Below are 17,692 nucleotides of genomic sequence, written 5' to 3'. Positions count from 1 at the left end.
TACGAATGGGAATAAAACGCATTGCCGATTTTATATTTTATTAATGAGAATTGTTTTTGTTCGTAATGAAATACACTGCCAGTCAATACTGGCAGCACAGATTAATACCACGGGTTATTTGCTTTAGGGTTTACTGCAAAGCCCATGCATTTATACTGGATCGTCACGCTCTCATTGAGACACAGAGAGCCGCTGGTCAGGGTGCAGGTTTTAATGGGCTGGCCATAGGCAGAGGCGGTGGCATACCCCATGCTCTGACACGCTTTAGCTGCGGTGCCGTTATTAACATACTCATCGGAATAGGCGTTTTGCAGCATTGCTTGCCCGTAGTCGAGGCGGACGATGCCGTTTGGCGCGTCCAGGGCGCTGACCTCAGCCTGGCGATTAATGTTACAGCCCGCCAGCAGCAGGATCGTACCGGCGACGAAGACTCTTTTCATGGTTCGCTCTGAGTGAGTGGAAATACGATATCGTACCTGCAGATGTGAGTCGCAATGCGAGGAATAGCCGGGCAATCTGCGCTTTCTCTTTGCGACGGGCCGTTTAGTCGGCCAGGCTGTCAAAAATGGTTTTAAACTTAAGATGATGCAGGCGAAACAGCGCAATAAGCTGCGGGTCAAAATGGCGGCCGTCACCTTCCAGAATGATTTTGCAGGCTTGCTCGTGCGTGAATCCCGGCTTATAGACCCGCTTTTGCCTCAGGGCATCATACACATCGGCCAGCGCCAGAATGCGGGCTTCCAGCGGGATCTGTTCTCCCCGCAGCCCCTGCGGATATCCGCTGCCATCCCATTTTTCATGATGGAAATGGATAATATTCTCCGCAACTGCGCCCAGCTCTAAGCCCTGAATAATCCGCCACCCTTTCACGGTATGAAGTTTCATCTCGGCAAACTCGTCCTGGGTCAGCGGGCCTTGCTTACGCAGAATACGCTCCGGCACGGCAATTTTTCCGACATCGTGAAGTGAGGCAAAATGTTCTATCTCACGGGTCATTTTGCGCGAAAGCCCAAGCTCACGCGCCATTAAGCCGCAATATCGGGCGACGCGCTGAATATGGCTGCCGGTCTCGTCATCGTGCGCGCGGTTTACCTTCTCCAGCGCCTGCACCATATTGCGGTTAACCATTCGGTTCTGGCGTAAATGGCGACGCATCATGATCAGCATACCGATGCTGAACAGGGCCACGATCAGCAAAATCACGCTGATAATCTTCAGCGTGTTTTTAGAAAAATCGGGTAAGTAACTCTGCTCATCCTGACGTTCTATTTGTGTGCGGTATTCTGACAGGCGATGAACCTGAGTCAGCAGATTAAAGAGCGGATGCTGCGGGTCCACCCACGGGCCAATAATAAATTCAGAGCGGGTGACCCCCGCGACTTTCAGCACCCCGCGAAACAGTTCGTTGCCGCGAAGCGTGGACTCCAGCGAACTGAGGTCGCCCAGAATATAGTCAATCTCATCGTTCTCAATCGCGTCGATAAGACCGTCAATGGTTGGCCGGGTCACGATGATCACATCGCTGCCAAAACGCTGGCGTAAATAGGCTGCGGCAAACGAACCGTCGAGTACGCCGACGCGCTGGCTGCGAATACTCTCTTCGTTCCACAAGAAGGGCTGACTGCTGCGATTGTAATAGGCGTTGTGCCAGGCGATGTCGGGGCCGATACGACCCTGTGCATGCGCACTGTCGCTTCGATCAACGATATCAATCAATCGAACCGCCCACTGCTGTCGCGGAAGACTCGAATAGTGATCGATAAAATTGACATCAACCTTCATGCCCAGTAAATCGCGCATGTCGTTAATCATATCAATGGCTGTGCCGTGGTAGCCCTTGCTGTCCCGCCAGATAAGCGGGGCAAAATTCTCGTTTTTGGGCAGGTTGATCTGCAGGCGGTTATGCGCGATCCAGGTTCGCTCCTCCTCTGACAGGGTGATACGGCTTAGCAGGTAATTGCGCTTGCTCTCTTCCAGCATCGTGTTGATTCCGCCGTTGCGATACCAGGTGCCAATCAGCGCATTGATTTTATCCCGCAGGGGAAGCAGATCAGGGCTGAAGGCGAGGACGACAGGAATGCGTAGCTCAGGAAAGGGCCGGGAGACCAGATAATAGCGCTGGGTATTCTCCATCTCCGGAGCGTCATTAATATAGAAATCAGCCTGGTTGTCGCTCAGCAAGCGAAAAGCTTCATCGCTGGTGGCGACGAGGCGCAGAGAACGAAATTTAAGGTCGGGATAACGTTGTTGCACGCTGTCGAGCGTCGCGTCGTCTTTACGGAACAGCACCCGGGCATGGCTGAGCTGTTCGGCTGTTGTCACCGTCATCGATGGACTGGCTGCCACCACGTCGTTATCAAACAAACGTGCTGAGAGAATTTTGGTTCTGGCTCGCTTCTCCGTGCGCAATACCCCGGCATACACGCCATACTCATTTTGTGCAAAACGCTGGCTAATATCGGCACCGGAGAGCGGCCGCAGCTGCAGCTGCGTACCCGCCTGTTTATTGATGGCCTTAATCAGTTCAGGATAAAAACCCTGCCACTCTCCTTGCGGTGTGCGCCAGAATTCGAAGTTGTTAGCATCAAAGATCCAGACCGGTACAGGCTCTTCTGCCCGGGCAGGGGGGCAAACAAGCAACAGACCCGTCAACGCGAGTAGAAAGAGGGAGCGAAGCATCCGGCAGCGCTGATTCACAGGTCAACCCCATACGGTTTTAGCGTGTACTTTTTTGCAGTCTAGCTAACGGGCTGAAGCGGCAACAGGTTTGCTTTAACTTTTTAATGCACGTTTGGCGTACGGTCTCATTCTCGCTAAATTGTGAACCTGTCTTTGTTTTTTAAAACAACCTTTCATTTAATTTGAAAGGTTGTTTGTTTGATAGTAGGGTGAACAGGTAAAGGTATCCATAGCGGGATCTCCCGCCACGCATTCAGGAGAGATGAAATGAAAATTGCACTGATGATGGAAAACAGCCAGGCCGCGAAAAACCCAGTGATACTGAAAGAGTTGAAAACGGTAGCCGATGAAAAAGGGTTCCCGGTTTATAACGTGGGCATGAGCGACGAGAATGACCATCACCTGACCTATATCCATCTGGGGATTATGGCGAGCATTTTACTGAATGCGAAAGCCGTTGATTTTGTTGTGACCGGCTGCGGTACGGGGCAGGGGGCATTGATGTCGCTGAACATCCACCCGGGCGTCATCTGCGGCTATTGCATTGATCCTGCGGATGCGTTCCTGTTTGCTCAGATCAACAACGGTAACGCGCTCTCCCTGCCGTTTGCCAAAGGCTTCGGTTGGGGGGCTGAACTGAACGTTCGGTTTATCTTTGAAAAAGCGTTCACTGGTCGAAACGGTGAAGGTTATCCGCCCGAGCGCAAAGAGCCGCAGGTGCGTAACGCCGGTATTCTGAACCAGGTTAAAGCGGCGGTCGTGAAAGAAAACTATCTGGATACGCTGCGCGCAATCGATCCCGAGCTGGTGAAGACGGCCGTTTCGGGTCAGCGTTTCCAGCAGTGCTTCTTTGAGAATTGCCAGGACAAAGAGATTGAAGCTTTTGTTCGCGGGATCGTAGGCTGACGCTTTCAGGTGCCGTGAGCCCCACTTTTCAGGTTTGGCACGAAGAATAAAATTGTGATGCGCGTCACAAAAATATTGATTTTTGTGACGATGGTCATATTATAAGCACATTGACGATAAAGTTGTATAACAAGTTAATGGAGCTACCTGATGAAACTTCGCAAAATCCTGAAAAGCATGTGGGCTAACTACTGCAACACTTTCAAAGACGTGCCACCGGGCGCAATGTTCTGATGAAAAAAACCTGCTTCGGCGGGTTTTTTTGTGCCCGTAAGCGACGAGAGGGAGATGAAAGGGCCTGCGTTTTGTTACTATGGCGGCCTTTAAATAAGGAGAAAGCCCCATGTCACAAAACCTGAGCGCCGATCAGGAGCTGGTGTCAGACGTTGTCGCCTGTCAGTTAGTTATCAAACAAATCCTTGATGTCCTGGACGTTATTGCGCCGGTTGAAGTGCGCGAGAAGATGTCCACGCAGCTGAAAAATATCGATTTCAACAGCCATCCCGCTGCGGCTGACCCGGTCACGCTTCGCGCTATTCAGAAAGCCATCGCGCTGATTGAACTGCGATTCACGCCGCAGGGCGAGTCTCACTAAAGCCCGCCTGACGCTAAAAAGGGCGACCGTTTGTCGCCCTTCGCTCACCTTAAAAGAACGTCTGTACCAGCAGATAGCTCGCCGCACACGCGCAGCTTACGCCAATTAATCCCGGCAGAATAAAGCTGTGGTTAATGATAAATTTGCCGATGCGGGTTGTGCCCGAACGGTCAAAGCCGATGCAGGCTAAATCGCTTGGGTAGGTCGGCAGGACAAAATAGCCGTAAGAGGCCGGGAAAAAGGCGATCAGCATTTTCGGGTCGATTCCCAGCATCAGTCCCATAGGCGCAACGGCCGTCAGGGCTGCCGCCTGGCTGTTTACCAGCTTCGATACCAGGAACAGCACAATCGCGTAGGTCCACGGATGACTTTTCACCACGCCTTCCAGCGCCAGCTTTAACTCATCAAGATGCGCCTGGAAAAAGGTATCGCTCATCCACGCCACCCCGAACACCGAGAAGATCGCGACCATACCTGCCTTAAACACCGCGCCGTTAGAAATGGCAGACGCATTGACCTTGCAGGCCATCAGCATTACGGCACCGGCAATTAACATCATCATCTGGATGACAAGGTTCATCGACAGCGCCGTCATTTTTCCTTTTATCTCAAATGCAGGGCGCAGGTCAGGGAATGCCCCCAACAGGACAACCACGGCAATGCCAGCGAAGAAAATCCACGTGGACCAGTAGGCCTGCTTTGGAAAACGTTGATTCATTAACGTTTCCGTCCCGCCGTAGATGAATTCACGCTGCTTCGGATCTTTGAGCTTTTCCTGAAACTCCTTATCGTCCGCTAACGCTTTCCCACGACGCAAACTCCACAGCGCAGCAATCGCCACACCAAACAGTGAGGCTGGAACCGAGACGGCGAGAATTTCCAGTATTCCCCACGCGTGGCCGAGCCCATGCTGCGCGCCCAGAATGGAGACCAGTGACACAACGGCCACGGAGACCGGCGAGGCCGTAATTGCCATCTGCGATGCCACTGATGCCACGGCCATTGGGCGTTCCGGGCGGATCCCTTTTTTCAGGGCGATATCCGCAATGATGGGAAACATGGTGTACACCACGTGTCCGGTCCCGCAGAGAAAGGTCAGCATCCAGGTGGTAAAAGGGGCGAGAAGCGTGATGTGTTGAGGATGTTTGCGCAGCAGGCGCTCAGCAAATTGCATCATGACGTTCAGGCCGCCTGCGGTCTGAAGCGTTGCGGCACATCCAATGACGGCGAGAATGGTCAGCATCACGTCAACCGGCGGTTTGCCGGGTTGCAGACCAAAGACAAAACATAAAATAAAAAGGCCAATACCGCTTATCAACCCAAGCCCCATGCCGCCGAAACGCGTACCTGTCAGCAGGCAGAGGAGGATGACAATAAACTCAATGGTGATCATGATGCTCCCTCGTCAATGATAATGTAATTAAATAAATCATTACATGTTGTGTGGTTAATCATTGAGAGCGAGATCTGATTTGTTAAATCTTAGCAAAAGCAGAAGGTTGGCGACGAGAAGGGGAACCTGCTCCCGGTAGGCCGAAAAGCGCGCCTGGCCGGGAGCAGGAAAAATGATCAGTGGTGCTGTACCGTCACAAGGTCAAGCAGATGACGGTCGGTTTGTTCCGGACATAAACCCGCCTGCTGCGCGTTGTGAATTTCGTCCGCCAGCGTTTTGAGCAGCATGCCGTCCTGCTGTTGCGCTTTATCCATATCGCGTAAGAATTTAAGGGTTTTGGTGTCGTGTTGTGCTCTGGCTTCATCGGCCAGCTTGTTAAGCGTGCTGCAACGCTGTTCGTACTGTTCCAGTGTTTTCTCAAACAATTCTTCCAGAGAAGAGTAGTTATCGTCGATCGTATCAAGCGCTTTTACGGTTGGGTTCGCCCCTGCGGCTTTCATGAAGTTAAAAACACGCATCATATGGGTGACGTTGCTTTGCGCCTGGCTGCGAAAAAAAGTGGCAGAGCCATTGAGACTGTTTTCGGAACACCACGAGCTGATATGCAGGTGCAGATTCGAGGCATAGAACTCGAGGTTCAACTGGGCATTGAGTTTTTGCATCATCGTTTGGGTAGTCATACTCATATCCTTATTGACTGTGGGACGTGATGTCCGCGGCTAACCTGACCCGGCAGGCACATCTAATGGAATGCAGAAATGGCATTTCTGCGGCGACAAAAGTCGATCGAATATTCACTTCCTGTGTTCGATATAAATAAGCATACCCTTGTATTCTGTCTAAGAAAACTCTTAATTAGGCTGTGTTTACCATACATTACAAAATTTAATATAGTACAGAAATGAAAACAGGTGGATATAAATTAACACATTAATAACTAATTGATTTTTATGTGTTTGTGTATTGTTTGTCTCGTTTTTTCAAGAGTGAAAATATTAAGGCAACAGAATCTTCTGTGACGATGTGAAAAACAGATCAATCAATCAGGATATATTATGAGGAATAAAATTGCGCTAAATCAATTTATCGCAAAAAGGCGAGTGTGTGATCGCCGTGCAAGATTGTTCTTAATGATTATGTAAAAATGAAATACTGTTTTATCTTGTTTCAAGCATTGAGGTCTATGATGGCAAAGGTTGCGGTGCTGTTGGCACCCGGTTTTGAGGAAGCAGAGGCGATTATCACCATTGATATTTTGCGCCGGCTGAACATCGACGTGGAAACTCTGGCCTGCGCGCAGTCGCGTGCAGTGGTCAGTTACCATAACATTCCCATGGTGGCAGACAGCACCTTATCAGAACGCAGCGATTCGCTTTACGATGCGATTGTTCTACCCGGGGGACCGCAGGGCAGCGCAAATCTGGCCGCGGATCCGCAGGTTATCCGTTTTATTTCTGCACATGACGCGCGCGGAAAACTGATTTGCCCTATTTGTTCAGCAGCGGCGCGCGTGCTGGGGGGAAATGGGCTGCTTCGGGGGCGTCGCTACGTCTGCTCCGGGGATTTATGGGAGACGGTAAAAGACGGTGAATATGTGGATGCACCGGTCGTCCAGGATAAAAACCTGCTCAGCGGCAAAGGTCTTGGTCATGCTTTTGACTTTGCGCTGGCCCTTGCTGCTCGACTGTTGGGTGACGAAACGCCCGTTCGCGATCACGCTGACCACATCTATTACGCCTGGTAAATTTCCCGCCGGATGCTAGAGCGTCCGGCGCTCAGGGACTTCTTAGCTGATCTTATGGATAATTCTGCTTAACCCCGTTTCATTTGTCCGACAATTCCTGCCGTTTTTATGTCATTTTCCGCTGAATTTATGTACGCAATTACTGTAATTCTGCGGTGTGATGGCGCTCTCTTATGGATGATTAATTTCCCGCTAAAACTATCACCAGCAATAACGCTTATGACGAGGTAAGCGCTAATGCCTTGTTTTAAGTCCGATTAAATAAGAAGCACGCAAATATTCCCTACAGAAAAGAATGCTAAAGCTGGAGTTTACCATGCACAAATTTACTAAAGCGCTGGCGGCCGTTGGTCTGGCTGCTGTTATGTCACAATCCGCTATCGCAGAGAATTTAAAACTCGGTTTTTTGGTAAAACAGCCAGAAGAGCCGTGGTTCCAGACTGAGTGGAAATTCGCCGATAAAGCCGGAAAAGATTTAGGTTTTGACGTCATTAAAATCGCCGTGCCTGACGGTGAAAAAACCCTGAACGCCATCGACAGCCTGGCGGCCAGCGGTGCGAAAGGTTTCGTTATCTGTACACCCGATCCAAAACTGGGGTCGGCAATTGCGGCTAAAGCGCGCGGTTACGACATGAAGGTTATTGCCGTTGACGATCAGTTCGTCAATGCCAAAGGCAAGCCAATGGACACCGTGCCGCTGGTAATGATGGCCGCGACCAAAATTGGTGAGCGCCAGGGTCAGGAACTCTATAAAGAGATGCAAAAGCGCGGCTGGGATGTAAAAGAGACGGGCGTCATGGCCATCACGGCTGATGAGCTGGATACTGCACGTCGTCGTACTACTGGTTCCATGGACGCTCTGAAAGCCGCCGGCTTCCCGGAAAAACAGATCTATAAAGTTCCTACCAAATCCAACGATATCCCCGGTGCGTTCGACGCCGCGAACTCAATGCTGGTTCAACACCCGGAAGTTAAACACTGGCTGGTGGTCGGTATGAACGACAACACCGTGCTGGGTGGCGTGCGTGCGACAGAAGGTCAGGGCTTTAAAGCTCCGGATGTGATCGGTATCGGTATCAACGGCGTTGACGCCGTCAGCGAACTGTCCAAAGCGCAGGCGACCGGCTTCTACGGCTCTCTGCTGCCAAGCCCGGACGTACACGGCTATAAATCCAGTGAAATGCTCTACAACTGGGTGACCAAAGGGGCTGAACCGCCGAAATTTACTGAAGTGACCGACGTGGTGCTGATTACCCGCGACAATTTCAAAGAGGAACTGGCGAAAAAAGGACTGGGCGGTAAGTAATACGCTGTGATTGCGCCCCTCATTCACCATGAGGGGCCAGACGTACACACTACAGGAATCACGGAGACGTTATGCGACAGTCTGATCCGTATCTCTCATTTCGCGGCATCGGGAAAACGTTCCCCGGTGTTAACGCGCTGACCGATATCAGTTTCGACTGCTATGCCGGCCAGGTTCATGCCCTGATGGGTGAAAACGGCGCGGGGAAATCCACGCTGTTGAAAATCCTCAGCGGCAACTATTCCCCTACGACCGGCACACTGGCCATTCGTGGCGAAGAGGTGGCTTTCGATGATACCACGGCGGCGCTTAATGCCGGGGTGGCCATTATCTATCAGGAACTGCACCTGATCCCAGAGATGACCGTGGCCGAGAACATCTATTTAGGACAGCTCCCGCACAAAAGCGGCGTGGTTAATCGTTCGCTACTTAATTATGAAGCAGGGCTGCAGCTTAAACATCTTGGGCTGGACGTCGATCCTCAGACGCCGCTGAAATACCTCTCCATCGGCCAGTGGCAGATGGTTGAAATTGCCAAGGCTCTGGCGCGTAACGCCAGAATTATTGCCTTTGATGAACCCACCAGTTCGCTTTCCGCACGTGAAATCGAAAACCTGTTCCGCGTGATCCGGGAGTTGCGCCAGGAAGGCCGCACGATTTTGTATGTTTCGCACCGTATGGAAGAGATATTTGCCCTGAGCGACGCCATCACCGTGTTTAAAGATGGCCGCTATGTGCGCACCTTTAGCGATATGGCGCAGGTGAACCATGACCAGCTTGTCCAGGCGATGGTCGGACGCGATCTGGGGGACATTTACCACTGGAAACCGCGTGAGTACGGCCCTGAACGCCTGCGACTGGATAATGTAAAAGCGCCGGGAGTACGCATGCCGGTTTCGTTATCGGTACGCAGCGGTGAAATCGTCGGACTGTTCGGCCTGGTGGGCGCAGGGCGTAGCGAGTTAATGAAAGGGTTGTTCGGCGGCACGCGCATTACCGCAGGCGTGGTGACTATTGACGGCGCAGCGGTGGATATTCAGAAGCCCGCCCACGCGATTAAGGCAGGCATGATGCTCTGCCCGGAAGATCGCAAAGCAGAGGGGATTATTCCGGTGCATTCGGTGCGTGACAACATCAATATCTCCGCCCGTCGCAAATTTATCCGCGCAGGATGCCTGATCAACGATAGCTGGGAATCGAGCAATGCCGATCACCACATTCGTTCACTCAATATCAAAACGCCGGGACCAGAACAGCTGATCATGAATCTTTCCGGGGGCAACCAGCAGAAGGCCATTCTGGGCCGCTGGCTATCGGAGGATATGAAGGTCATTTTACTGGACGAGCCGACGCGCGGTATCGATGTGGGGGCAAAACACGAGATTTATAACGTGATCTATGAACTGGCAAAACGCGGCGTGGCGGTGCTCTTCGCCTCCAGCGATCTGCCTGAAGTGCTTGGCGTCGCCGATCGCATTGTCGTCATGCGTGAAGGTGAAATTGCCGGTGAATTGCTTCATGAACAGGCGAATGAACAACAGGCGTTGAATCTCGCCATGCCTAAAGTCAGCCAGGCTGTCGCCTGAGTAAGGAGTTAATGATGTCCTCTGTTACTACATCCGGAGCGCCAAAGTCGGCGTTCAGTTTTGGCCGAATCTGGGATCAGTACGGCATGCTGGTGGTCTTTGCCGCCCTGTTTGTCGCCTGTGCGATCTTCGTTCCTAATTTTGCCACCTTTATTAATATGAAAGGGCTGGGGCTGGCCATTTCCATGTCCGGCATGGTGGCCTGCGGTATGCTGTTCTGTCTGGCCTCGGGCGATTTTGACCTGTCGGTGGCCTCGGTTATTGCCTGTGCCGGTGTCACCACGGCTGTGGTAATCAACATGACGGAGAGCCTGTGGATTGGCGTGCTGGCGGGTCTGTTACTGGGCGTGCTCAGCGGTCTGGTGAACGGCTTTGTCATTGCTCGTCTGAAGATTAACGCCCTGATCACAACGCTTGCGACCATGCAAATTGTGCGTGGTCTTGCCTATATCATCTCTGACGGTAAAGCGGTGGGGATTGAAGACGAGCGCTTCTTTACCCTCGGTTACGCTAACTGGCTGGGGCTGCCAGCGCCAATCTGGCTGACCGTGGCCTGTCTTATCCTGTTCGGGTTCCTGCTCAACCGGACCACGTTTGGCCGTAATACCCTGGCTATCGGGGGCAATGAAGAAGCCGCACGTCTGGCCGGTGTGCCGGTGGTGCGTACCAAGATTATTATCTTTGTTCTTTCCGGGCTGGTCTCTGCAGCCGCAGGGATTATTCTGGCGTCGCGAATGACCAGTGGCCAGCCAATGACCTCTATCGGTTATGAGCTGATCGTCATTTCAGCCTGTGTTTTGGGGGGCGTTTCCCTGAAAGGCGGCATCGGAAAAATCTCATATGTGGTGGCCGGTATCCTGATCCTGGGGACGGTAGAGAACGCCATGAACCTGCTCAATATTTCGCCGTTCTCTCAGTACGTCGTTCGTGGCCTGATCCTGCTGGCAGCGGTGATATTCGACCGTTACAAGCAAAAAGCGAAGCGTACCGTCTAAGGTTTTTCCTATCTTTATATTGCTCAACTAATAACCTTAGCTGACCCCCGAACCGCCTCGCCAGTTTTGCTGGCGGGGCGGTTGTCAAATGGCGAGCGACGTCACACTGTCTATACTTACATGGCTATGAAAGAGGTAAAGGCGTTTACCTCTCGTAAACCGTAAGGAGGAATAGGGTGGCTGACTTGTTAACTGCACCGCCTGTACTGCCCGGACACTATGCTTTCTTTTTTGATCTCGACGGTACGCTCGCCGAGATAAAGCCGCATCCTGACCTGGTGGCGATCCCCGCCACGGTTCTTCAGAAGTTGCATCAGCTCTCGCAGATGACTGAGGGAGCAGTGGCATTGATATCAGGGCGCTCGATGGCCGAACTGGACCAGCTTGCCAGGCCTTATCGCTTTCCGCTGGCCGGTGTACACGGAGCGGAGCGCCGCGACATCCATGATCAAACGCATATCGTTTCACTCCCCGACGCATTAATCCAGGCGCTACAGGTACAACTCTCGTCTGCGCTGGCAGAACTGCCCGGTACGGAGCTTGAAGCCAAAGGGATGGCCTTTGCCCTGCATTATCGCCAGGCGCCGCAGCACGAAGCGGCTGTGCTTGCGCTTGCGACCGCTATAGCAAATGCACATCCGGAGCTGGCGTTGCAGCCGGGTAAATGCGTGGTGGAGCTTAAACCTAAAGGGATCAATAAAGGCGCGGCGATTGCTGCGTTTATGGCGACACCGCCTTTTAACGGCAGGACGCCCGTTTTTATTGGGGATGACCTGACCGATGAGGCAGGGTTTCGTGTGGTGAATCAGGCCGGAGGGATCGCCATCAAGGTCGGGCCTGGTGAGACTGTCGCCGAATGGCGTCTGGCGGATGTCGCCAGCGTCTGGCAGTGGATATCTGACATCGCTAACCAGCAACAACAACAAATAGCGCAAAACAAAGGGGGAAACCATTATGGGTCGCTTAGTCGTCGTCTCTAACCGAATTGCACCGCCTGATGATAAAAAATCCAGTGCAGGTGGCCTGGCGGTTGGGGTATTAGGTGCCTTAAAAGCCGCCGGTGGGCTGTGGTTTGGCTGGAATGGTGAAATCAGTGAAGAACAGAAACCGCTCAAGAAAGTGACGCGCGGAAATATTACGTGGGCGTCGTTTGCGTTAAACGAAAAAGATTATGACGAGTATTACTCGCAGTTCTCCAATGCTGTGCTGTGGCCAGCGTTTCACTATCGTCTGGATCTGGTCAAATTCCAGCGCGAGTCCTTTGAAGGCTACACGCGGGTGAATTCGCTGCTGGCGGATAAACTGCTGCCTTTAATCGAGGAAGACGATATTTTATGGATCCACGATTATCACCTGCTGCCCTTCGCCAGAGAGTTGCGTAAAAGGGGAGTGAATAACCGGATTGGTTTTTTCCTGCATATTCCGTTCCCGACGCCGGAAATCTTTACCGCGCTGCCGCCGCATGAAGAGTTGCTGGATGCGCTGTGTGACTACGATCTGCTGGGCTTCCAGACCGAGAATGATCGACTTGCGTTCCTTGATTCTGTGTCCGGCAAAACGCGAGTGGTGACCAAAGGGGGGAAAACCCATACGGCCTGGGGCAAGACATTCCACACTGAAGTGTATCCCATCGGTATTGAACCTGAAGAGATTGCCGAGCAGGCTTCCGGTCCGCTGCCGCCCAAACTGGCGCAGCTTAAGAATGAACTCAAGCACGTGAAGAATATCTTCTCGGTGGAACGTCTTGATTATTCCAAAGGGCTGCCGGAACGTTTCCTGGCGTATGAAACGCTGCTGGAAAAGTACCCGCAGCATCACGGTAAAATCCGCTATACGCAGATAGCGCCCACCTCGCGCGGTGAAGTGCAGGCTTATCAGGATATTCGTCACCAGCTGGAGACGGAAGCAGGGCGCATTAATGGCCGCTACGGTCAGTTGGGCTGGACGCCACTGTTTTATCTCAATCAACACTTTGACCGTAAGATCCTGATGAAAGTGTTCCGCTATGCGGATGTCGGGCTGGTTACGCCATTACGGGACGGGATGAACCTGGTCGCGAAAGAGTACGTCGCCGCCCAGGACCCCGCCGATCCGGGTGTGCTGGTGCTTTCCCAGTTTGCCGGGGCCGCCAATGAATTGACGTCTGCGCTTATCGTCAACCCTTACGATCGTGACGACGTGGCGAATGCCCTCAACCGTGCGCTGACAATGCCGCTCACGGAGCGTATTTCCCGCCATGCCGAAATGATGGAAACGATCCGTAAGAACGATATTAACCACTGGCAGGCGCGTTTTATTCGCGATCTTCGTGATATTGCCCCGCAGAGTAATGAAGGCCATCTGCAAAAAAAGATCGCGACATTCCCTAAACTCGCCTGATTTTCCTCTGGGGGTTTAACGACCCCCAAGAGGCACTAACAACACATCCACCTGGCTTGACGCCACAATCGATTTCGCCGCACAGGCTGCGCGAGAAAAAAAGCTGTGGTTATGATTCCCGCATATTACTAAATCAATATTCTGCTTACTGCATATGCTGAGAATATGCGCATTAAGCTCCCCCGTCGCAATAATGGTGTCATATATGGGATATTGCGCCTTTTCTACCAGCTCTCGCATAAATTGCTGCGTTTCTTCCTGTAATACCTCACGAATATCTTCCAGCATGGGGGCAGCCAGTTGATTATACATCTCAGGCTCGGCCGCGAGGGTGATCAGGCTGATACGGGCATTGTGCGGTCTGGCAATGGAAACCGCCCGGGCGATGAGTTCATGGCTTTCGGGCGAAACCGCAACAGAAACAAGAAGATGGGAGTAACTCATAACGCACTCCTTAGGTGTCTGAAAGACAGCGTCTTAGTCACCATTACCGCGATTTCACCGGATCTGCAAGAGGTGTATACGACATAAGTGTGAAGCTAATCATAATTATTCATTAATTATTCTTATAAGAAGAATAACGGGAAAACGTGCCTAAATGAAAAAAATTAACAACTTAACCTGAATCACACTTTTTTACGTTTCTGGTGTTAAATCGTTTTAACGCGTTATAAACACATTTCTAATGATTACCATGTGAAACAATTGTTATGGGCGTTTTGCATAACTACATGTTTTTTATAGGTAATGAAAATGTGACCTTAAGATGGATTCGCTGTGACGCGCATCCGGTCGCTGACACGTTTCGAACCGCACATGTCATGCCACTTCTGCTCATACTCCTGCATGAGTATTCGCCCATAAAGAATAGAAAACAGTGTTGATCGTTCAAAAAATAACCAATTTACAAGTCATACTGATGGATTTATGGGAGATATTCACTTAAATTGTGTGACGTAGATCACATTTTTTTTAAATTTGGGGGTAGCTGCATTGTATGTGTCAAAACTGACGAGTAGAGTTTGCGTCGAATTAGGAAAAATCTTAGTTATTTGTAAGAAATGATAAAACGTGTAAGAGACGTAACCGCGTTTCAGCTGTTGCGCGTTTCAATGAATACAAACCTAAATTCGACTATGCATTTAGCCTTTTCTTTTTTATACCGGGTGATTTCCCGGCGACATCACGGGGTGCGGTCTTTCCGCATAAAAATAATAGTTGGTTATTCGGGATGGGAACAATGCATACATCCGAGTTGCTAAAACATATCTATGACATCAATTTGTCGTATTTACTGCTCGCGCAGCGTTTGATTAGTCAGGACAAGGCGTCCGCGATGTTTCGTCTGGGTATTAATGAAGAAATGGCAACCATGCTGGGTGGGTTAACCCTTCCTCAAATGGTTAAACTGGCGGAAACAAACCAACTGGTTTGCCAGTTCCGTTTTGACAATCCTCAGACTATCACGCGTCTGACGCAGGATTCCCGTGTTGACGATCTTCAACAGATCCATACCGGTATTCTTCTTTCCACTCGCTTGCTTACCGAAATCAGCCAGCCTGATGACGCAGCCCGTAAGAAAAGGGCCTAGCAATGAGCGAGAAAAGCATTGTTCAGGAAGCGCGTGACATACAGTTAGCAATGGAGCTGATTACGCTCGGTGCTCGTTTACAAATGCTGGAAAGCGAGACTCAGCTGAGTCGTGGTCGCCTCATCAAATTGTATAAAGAGTTACGTGGTAGTCCCCCGCCGAAAGGAATGCTGCCGTTTTCAACGGACTGGTTTATGACCTGGGAACAGAACATTCATGCCTCCATGTTCTGTAATGCCTGGCAGTATCTTCTCAAAACCGGTTTGTGTAGCGGCGTTGATGCCGTGATCAAAGCGTATAAACTTTACCTTGAACAATGCCCGCAGCAGGACGAGGGTCCTTTGCTGGCGCTCACCCGCGCATGGACGCTGGTGCGTTTTGTTGAAAGCGGAATGCTTGAGCTGTCGCGCTGTAACTGCTGCGATGGCAATTTTATTACCCATGCGCATCAGCCTGCAGGCAGCTTCGCCTGTAGTTTATGCCAGCCTCCATCCCGAGCAGTAAAAAGACGTAAACTTTCCCGGGAAGCTGCCGATATTATTCCACAACTGCTGGATGAACAGATCGAACAAGCTGTTTAACCCGAACGTGTGGGCAAGATTCCAGCAGCGGTAAGCAATTACCGCTGCTTTTTTTTACCCCGCAAACGGTAAACGCTACGAGCTGAACATCCTTGCCATAGTCACTAGCGGAAGGATGATGTCGTGCTTATCTTATTAGGTTACCTGGTAGTTCTCGGTACAGTTTTCGGCGGTTACATGATGACCGGCGGGCACCTTGGAGCACTCTATCAACCGGCTGAACTTATTATCATCGGCGGCGCAGGGGTAGGGGCTTTTATCGTTGGTAATAACGGTAAATCGATCAAGGGCACGCTGAAAGCTATTCCACTGCTGTTCCGTCGCTCTAAATACACCAAAAGCATGTATATGGATCTGCTTGCGCTGCTCTATCGTCTGATGGCGAAGTCGCGTCAGCAGGGCATGTTCTCGCTTGAGCGGGATATTGAAAACCCGAAAGAGAGCGAAATTTTTGCCAGCTACCCGCGCATTCTCGCTGACGCAATGATGCTGGATTTCATCGTCGATTACCTGCGACTGATCATCAGCGGCAACATGAACACCTTCGAAATCGAAGCGCTGATGGACGAAGAGATTGAAACGCATGAAAGCGAATCCGAAGTGCCGGCAAACAGCCTGGCGCTGGTGGGCGATTCCCTCCCTGCGTTCGGTATCGTCGCGGCGGTGATGGGCGTGGTACACGCGCTGGCCTCGGCGGATCGTCCTGCGGCAGAGCTGGGCGCGCTGATTGCGCATGCGATGGTGGGCACCTTCCTCGGTATTTTGCTGGCGTATGGTTTTATCTCTCCGCTGGCCAGCGTTCTGCGTCAGAAGAGCGCGGAAACGACCAAAATGATGCAGTGCGTGAAGATCACGCTGCTCTCTAACCTCAACGGTTATGCGCCACCTATTGCAGTTGAATTCGGCCGTAAAACGCTTTATTCCAGCGAGCGCCCGTCGTTTATCGAGCTTGAAGAACACGTGCGTGCGGTGAAAAACCCAAACCAACAGACGACAACTGAGGACGCATGAAAAATCAGTCCCATCCGATCGTCATCGTAAAAAAACGCAAGCACAAGGGGCATGGGCACGGCGCGCATGGCTCCTGGAAAATCGCGTACGCCGATTTTATGACCGCAATGATGGCATTCTTTCTGGTGATGTGGCTCATCTCCATCTCCAGCCCGAAAGAGTTGATCCAGATTGCCGAATATTTCCGAACGCCGCTGGCGACCGCCGTGACCGGTGGGCAGCGAATCTCTAACAGCGACAGCCCGATCCCTGGCGGCGGCGATGATTACACCCAGCAGAAGGGTGAGGTGAAGAAAGAGCCGAACATCGACGAGCTGAAAAAACGTATGGAGCAAGCACGCCTGAAGAAACTGCGCGGCGATCTCGATCAGCTGATTGAGGCGGATCCTAAACTGCGTGCCCTGCGACCACACCTGAAGATCGATCTGGTGCAGGAAGGTTTACGTATACAGATTATTGATAGCCAGAACCGCCCGATGTTCAAAACGGGCAGCGCGGAAGTTGAGCCATACATGCGCGACATTTTGCGCGGCATTGCGCCAGTGCTGAACGGTATTCCTAACCGTATCAGCCTGTCTGGACACACGGATGACTTCCCGTACGCCACGGGTGAGAAGGGATACAGCAACTGGGAGCTTTCTGCCGATCGTGCCAACGCCTCGCGTCGCGAGCTGGTGGCAGGTGGGCTTGATGATGGCAAGGTACTGCGCGTGGTCGGCATGGCATCAACCATGCGTGTCACTGACCGCGGGCCGGATGACGCCATCAACCGTCGTATCAGTCTTTTAGTGCTGAACCAGCAGGCGGAGCAGGCCATCCTGCACGAAAACGCCGAAAGTCAGAATGAGTCACTGGACGATTTAAAACAGCCTGGGGCCGTTCCTTCGGCTGCCGTTCCAACATCGCCACCAGCCAATCCGAGGTGA

At 51.7% G+C, this 17,692-nt stretch carries 18 protein-coding genes; 13 read left to right on the top strand and 5 right to left on the bottom strand.

Annotated elements, in window-relative coordinates; all coding sequences use genetic code 11:
• Nucleotides 1-101: 101 nt before the first annotated feature.
• Together yecR and ACN9MQ_RS13915 are read right to left on the bottom strand one after the other, a co-directional pair.
• Nucleotides 102-440 carry a YecR family lipoprotein gene (yecR, locus tag ACN9MQ_RS13920; protein WP_086463542.1) on the bottom strand — a complete coding sequence of 113 codons (339 nt, stop codon included), beginning with the start codon at nt 438-440 and terminating at the stop codon, nt 102-104.
• Between the two features lie 103 nt (nt 441-543).
• Nucleotides 544-2,697 (bottom strand): HD domain-containing phosphohydrolase, encoded by a 2,154-nt coding sequence (locus ACN9MQ_RS13915; RefSeq protein WP_426262641.1) that lies wholly within the window; start codon nt 2,695-2,697, stop codon nt 544-546.
• A 249-nt stretch (nt 2,698-2,946) separates the two neighbouring features.
• Here ACN9MQ_RS13915 and ACN9MQ_RS13910 point away from each other — a divergent pair, with 249 nt between their 5' ends.
• From ACN9MQ_RS13910 to ACN9MQ_RS13900, 3 genes are all read left to right on the top strand, one after another.
• Nucleotides 2,947-3,585 carry an RpiB/LacA/LacB family sugar-phosphate isomerase gene (locus ACN9MQ_RS13910; RefSeq protein WP_020883367.1) on the top strand — a complete coding sequence of 213 codons (639 nt, stop codon included), beginning with the start codon at nt 2,947-2,949 and terminating at the stop codon, nt 3,583-3,585.
• Nucleotides 3,586-3,735: 150 nt separating this feature from the next.
• Nucleotides 3,736-3,819 (top strand): stress response protein AzuC, encoded by an 84-nt coding sequence (gene azuC / locus ACN9MQ_RS13905; RefSeq protein ID WP_014832437.1) that lies wholly within the window; start codon nt 3,736-3,738, stop codon nt 3,817-3,819.
• Nucleotides 3,820-3,928: 109 nt separating this feature from the next.
• A complete protein-coding gene (locus ACN9MQ_RS13900; protein ID WP_014170688.1) occupies nt 3,929-4,180 on the top strand; it encodes a DUF2766 family protein in 252 nt (83 codons plus the stop codon).
• Nucleotides 4,181-4,229: 49 nt separating this feature from the next.
• Here ACN9MQ_RS13900 and ACN9MQ_RS13895 read toward each other — a convergent pair whose 3' ends face one another.
• A complete protein-coding gene (locus tag ACN9MQ_RS13895) occupies nt 4,230-5,573 on the bottom strand; it encodes an anaerobic C4-dicarboxylate transporter (protein WP_020883368.1) in 1,344 nt (447 codons plus the stop codon).
• A 176-nt stretch (nt 5,574-5,749) separates the two neighbouring features.
• Nucleotides 5,750-6,253, bottom strand: coding sequence for a non-heme ferritin-like protein (locus ACN9MQ_RS13890; protein ID WP_020883369.1), 504 nt, complete (start codon nt 6,251-6,253; stop codon nt 5,750-5,752).
• A 506-nt stretch (nt 6,254-6,759) separates the two neighbouring features.
• On the opposite strand from ACN9MQ_RS13890, the gene ACN9MQ_RS13885 reads away from it, so the two are divergent.
• The 6 genes from ACN9MQ_RS13885 to otsA all read left to right on the top strand — a co-directional run bounded on the left by ACN9MQ_RS13885 (nt 6,760) and on the right by otsA (nt 13,583).
• Complete coding sequence (locus ACN9MQ_RS13885; protein WP_032679709.1) at nt 6,760-7,317, top strand: DJ-1 family glyoxalase III; 558 nt, start codon at nt 6,760-6,762, stop codon at nt 7,315-7,317.
• Between the two features lie 316 nt (nt 7,318-7,633).
• A complete protein-coding gene (gene araF / locus ACN9MQ_RS13880; RefSeq protein WP_020883371.1) occupies nt 7,634-8,623 on the top strand; it encodes an arabinose ABC transporter substrate-binding protein AraF in 990 nt (329 codons plus the stop codon).
• Between the two features lie 71 nt (nt 8,624-8,694).
• Nucleotides 8,695-10,209: an L-arabinose ABC transporter ATP-binding protein AraG gene (gene araG, locus ACN9MQ_RS13875; RefSeq protein ID WP_426020968.1), complete on the top strand. Its 1,515-nt coding sequence runs from the start codon at nt 8,695-8,697 to the stop codon at nt 10,207-10,209.
• 14 nt (nt 10,210-10,223) lie between these two features.
• Complete coding sequence (gene araH, locus ACN9MQ_RS13870; RefSeq protein ID WP_014884358.1) at nt 10,224-11,204, top strand: arabinose ABC transporter permease AraH; 981 nt, start codon at nt 10,224-10,226, stop codon at nt 11,202-11,204.
• Nucleotides 11,205-11,380: 176 nt separating this feature from the next.
• The gene (gene otsB / locus ACN9MQ_RS13865; RefSeq protein WP_014170681.1) at nt 11,381-12,184 is read left to right on the top strand and encodes a trehalose-phosphatase; all 804 of its coding nucleotides are present in this window, start codon (nt 11,381-11,383) and stop codon (nt 12,182-12,184) included.
• Nucleotides 12,159-13,583 (top strand): alpha,alpha-trehalose-phosphate synthase, encoded by a 1,425-nt coding sequence (gene otsA / locus ACN9MQ_RS13860; protein ID WP_014170680.1) that lies wholly within the window; start codon nt 12,159-12,161, stop codon nt 13,581-13,583. Before otsB ends, otsA begins: the two co-directional genes overlap by 26 nt.
• 15 nt (nt 13,584-13,598) lie before the next feature.
• Here the strand turns inward: otsA and uspC are convergent, their stop codons facing one another.
• Nucleotides 13,599-14,027 carry a universal stress protein UspC gene (uspC, locus tag ACN9MQ_RS13855; RefSeq protein WP_014170679.1) on the bottom strand — a complete coding sequence of 143 codons (429 nt, stop codon included), beginning with the start codon at nt 14,025-14,027 and terminating at the stop codon, nt 13,599-13,601.
• Between the two features lie 796 nt (nt 14,028-14,823).
• Between uspC and flhD the strand changes: the two genes are divergently transcribed.
• From flhD to motB, 4 genes are all read left to right on the top strand, one after another.
• Nucleotides 14,824-15,174: a flagellar transcriptional regulator FlhD gene (gene flhD / locus ACN9MQ_RS13850; RefSeq protein WP_020883374.1), complete on the top strand. Its 351-nt coding sequence runs from the start codon at nt 14,824-14,826 to the stop codon at nt 15,172-15,174.
• Nucleotides 15,175-15,176: 2 nt separating this feature from the next.
• The gene (flhC, locus tag ACN9MQ_RS13845; protein WP_014170677.1) at nt 15,177-15,755 is read left to right on the top strand and encodes a flagellar transcriptional regulator FlhC; all 579 of its coding nucleotides are present in this window, start codon (nt 15,177-15,179) and stop codon (nt 15,753-15,755) included.
• A gap of 123 nt (nt 15,756-15,878) precedes the next feature.
• A complete protein-coding gene (gene motA, locus ACN9MQ_RS13840; RefSeq protein WP_008500417.1) occupies nt 15,879-16,766 on the top strand; it encodes a flagellar motor stator protein MotA in 888 nt (295 codons plus the stop codon).
• Nucleotides 16,763-17,692: a flagellar motor protein MotB gene (gene motB, locus ACN9MQ_RS13835; RefSeq protein ID WP_014170676.1), complete on the top strand. Its 930-nt coding sequence runs from the start codon at nt 16,763-16,765 to the stop codon at nt 17,690-17,692. Before motA ends, motB begins: the two co-directional genes overlap by 4 nt.

Source organism: Enterobacter sp. R-25, assembly GCF_049913205.1.
Taxonomy (GTDB): Bacteria; Pseudomonadota; Gammaproteobacteria; order Enterobacterales; family Enterobacteriaceae; genus Enterobacter; species Enterobacter ludwigii.
The sequence above is the reverse complement of the archived record's forward strand: the minus strand, read 5'-3'. Positions and strand labels throughout refer to the sequence as shown.

What these genes read in the sequence shown, in the direction of transcription:
- yecR (WP_086463542.1), bottom strand. Translation starts at nt 440, where the DNA reads ATGAAAAGAGTCTTCGTCGCCGGTACGATCCTGCTGCTGGCGGGCTGT.
- ACN9MQ_RS13910 (WP_020883367.1), top strand. Translation starts at nt 2,947, where the DNA reads ATGAAAATTGCACTGATGATGGAAAACAGCCAGGCCGCGAAAAACCCA.
- azuC (WP_014832437.1), top strand. Translation starts at nt 3,736, where the DNA reads ATGAAACTTCGCAAAATCCTGAAAAGCATGTGGGCTAACTACTGCAAC.
- ACN9MQ_RS13900 (WP_014170688.1), top strand. Translation starts at nt 3,929, where the DNA reads ATGTCACAAAACCTGAGCGCCGATCAGGAGCTGGTGTCAGACGTTGTC.
- ACN9MQ_RS13895 (WP_020883368.1), bottom strand. Translation starts at nt 5,573, where the DNA reads ATGATCACCATTGAGTTTATTGTCATCCTCCTCTGCCTGCTGACAGGT.
- ACN9MQ_RS13890 (WP_020883369.1), bottom strand. Translation starts at nt 6,253, where the DNA reads ATGACTACCCAAACGATGATGCAAAAACTCAATGCCCAGTTGAACCTC.
- ACN9MQ_RS13885 (WP_032679709.1), top strand. Translation starts at nt 6,760, where the DNA reads ATGGCAAAGGTTGCGGTGCTGTTGGCACCCGGTTTTGAGGAAGCAGAG.
- araF (WP_020883371.1), top strand. Translation starts at nt 7,634, where the DNA reads ATGCACAAATTTACTAAAGCGCTGGCGGCCGTTGGTCTGGCTGCTGTT.
- araG (WP_426020968.1), top strand. Translation starts at nt 8,695, where the DNA reads ATGCGACAGTCTGATCCGTATCTCTCATTTCGCGGCATCGGGAAAACG.
- araH (WP_014884358.1), top strand. Translation starts at nt 10,224, where the DNA reads ATGTCCTCTGTTACTACATCCGGAGCGCCAAAGTCGGCGTTCAGTTTT.
- otsA (WP_014170680.1), top strand. Translation starts at nt 12,159, where the DNA reads ATGGGTCGCTTAGTCGTCGTCTCTAACCGAATTGCACCGCCTGATGAT.
- uspC (WP_014170679.1), bottom strand. Translation starts at nt 14,027, where the DNA reads ATGAGTTACTCCCATCTTCTTGTTTCTGTTGCGGTTTCGCCCGAAAGC.
- flhD (WP_020883374.1), top strand. Translation starts at nt 14,824, where the DNA reads ATGCATACATCCGAGTTGCTAAAACATATCTATGACATCAATTTGTCG.
- flhC (WP_014170677.1), top strand. Translation starts at nt 15,177, where the DNA reads ATGAGCGAGAAAAGCATTGTTCAGGAAGCGCGTGACATACAGTTAGCA.
- motB (WP_014170676.1), top strand. Translation starts at nt 16,763, where the DNA reads ATGAAAAATCAGTCCCATCCGATCGTCATCGTAAAAAAACGCAAGCAC.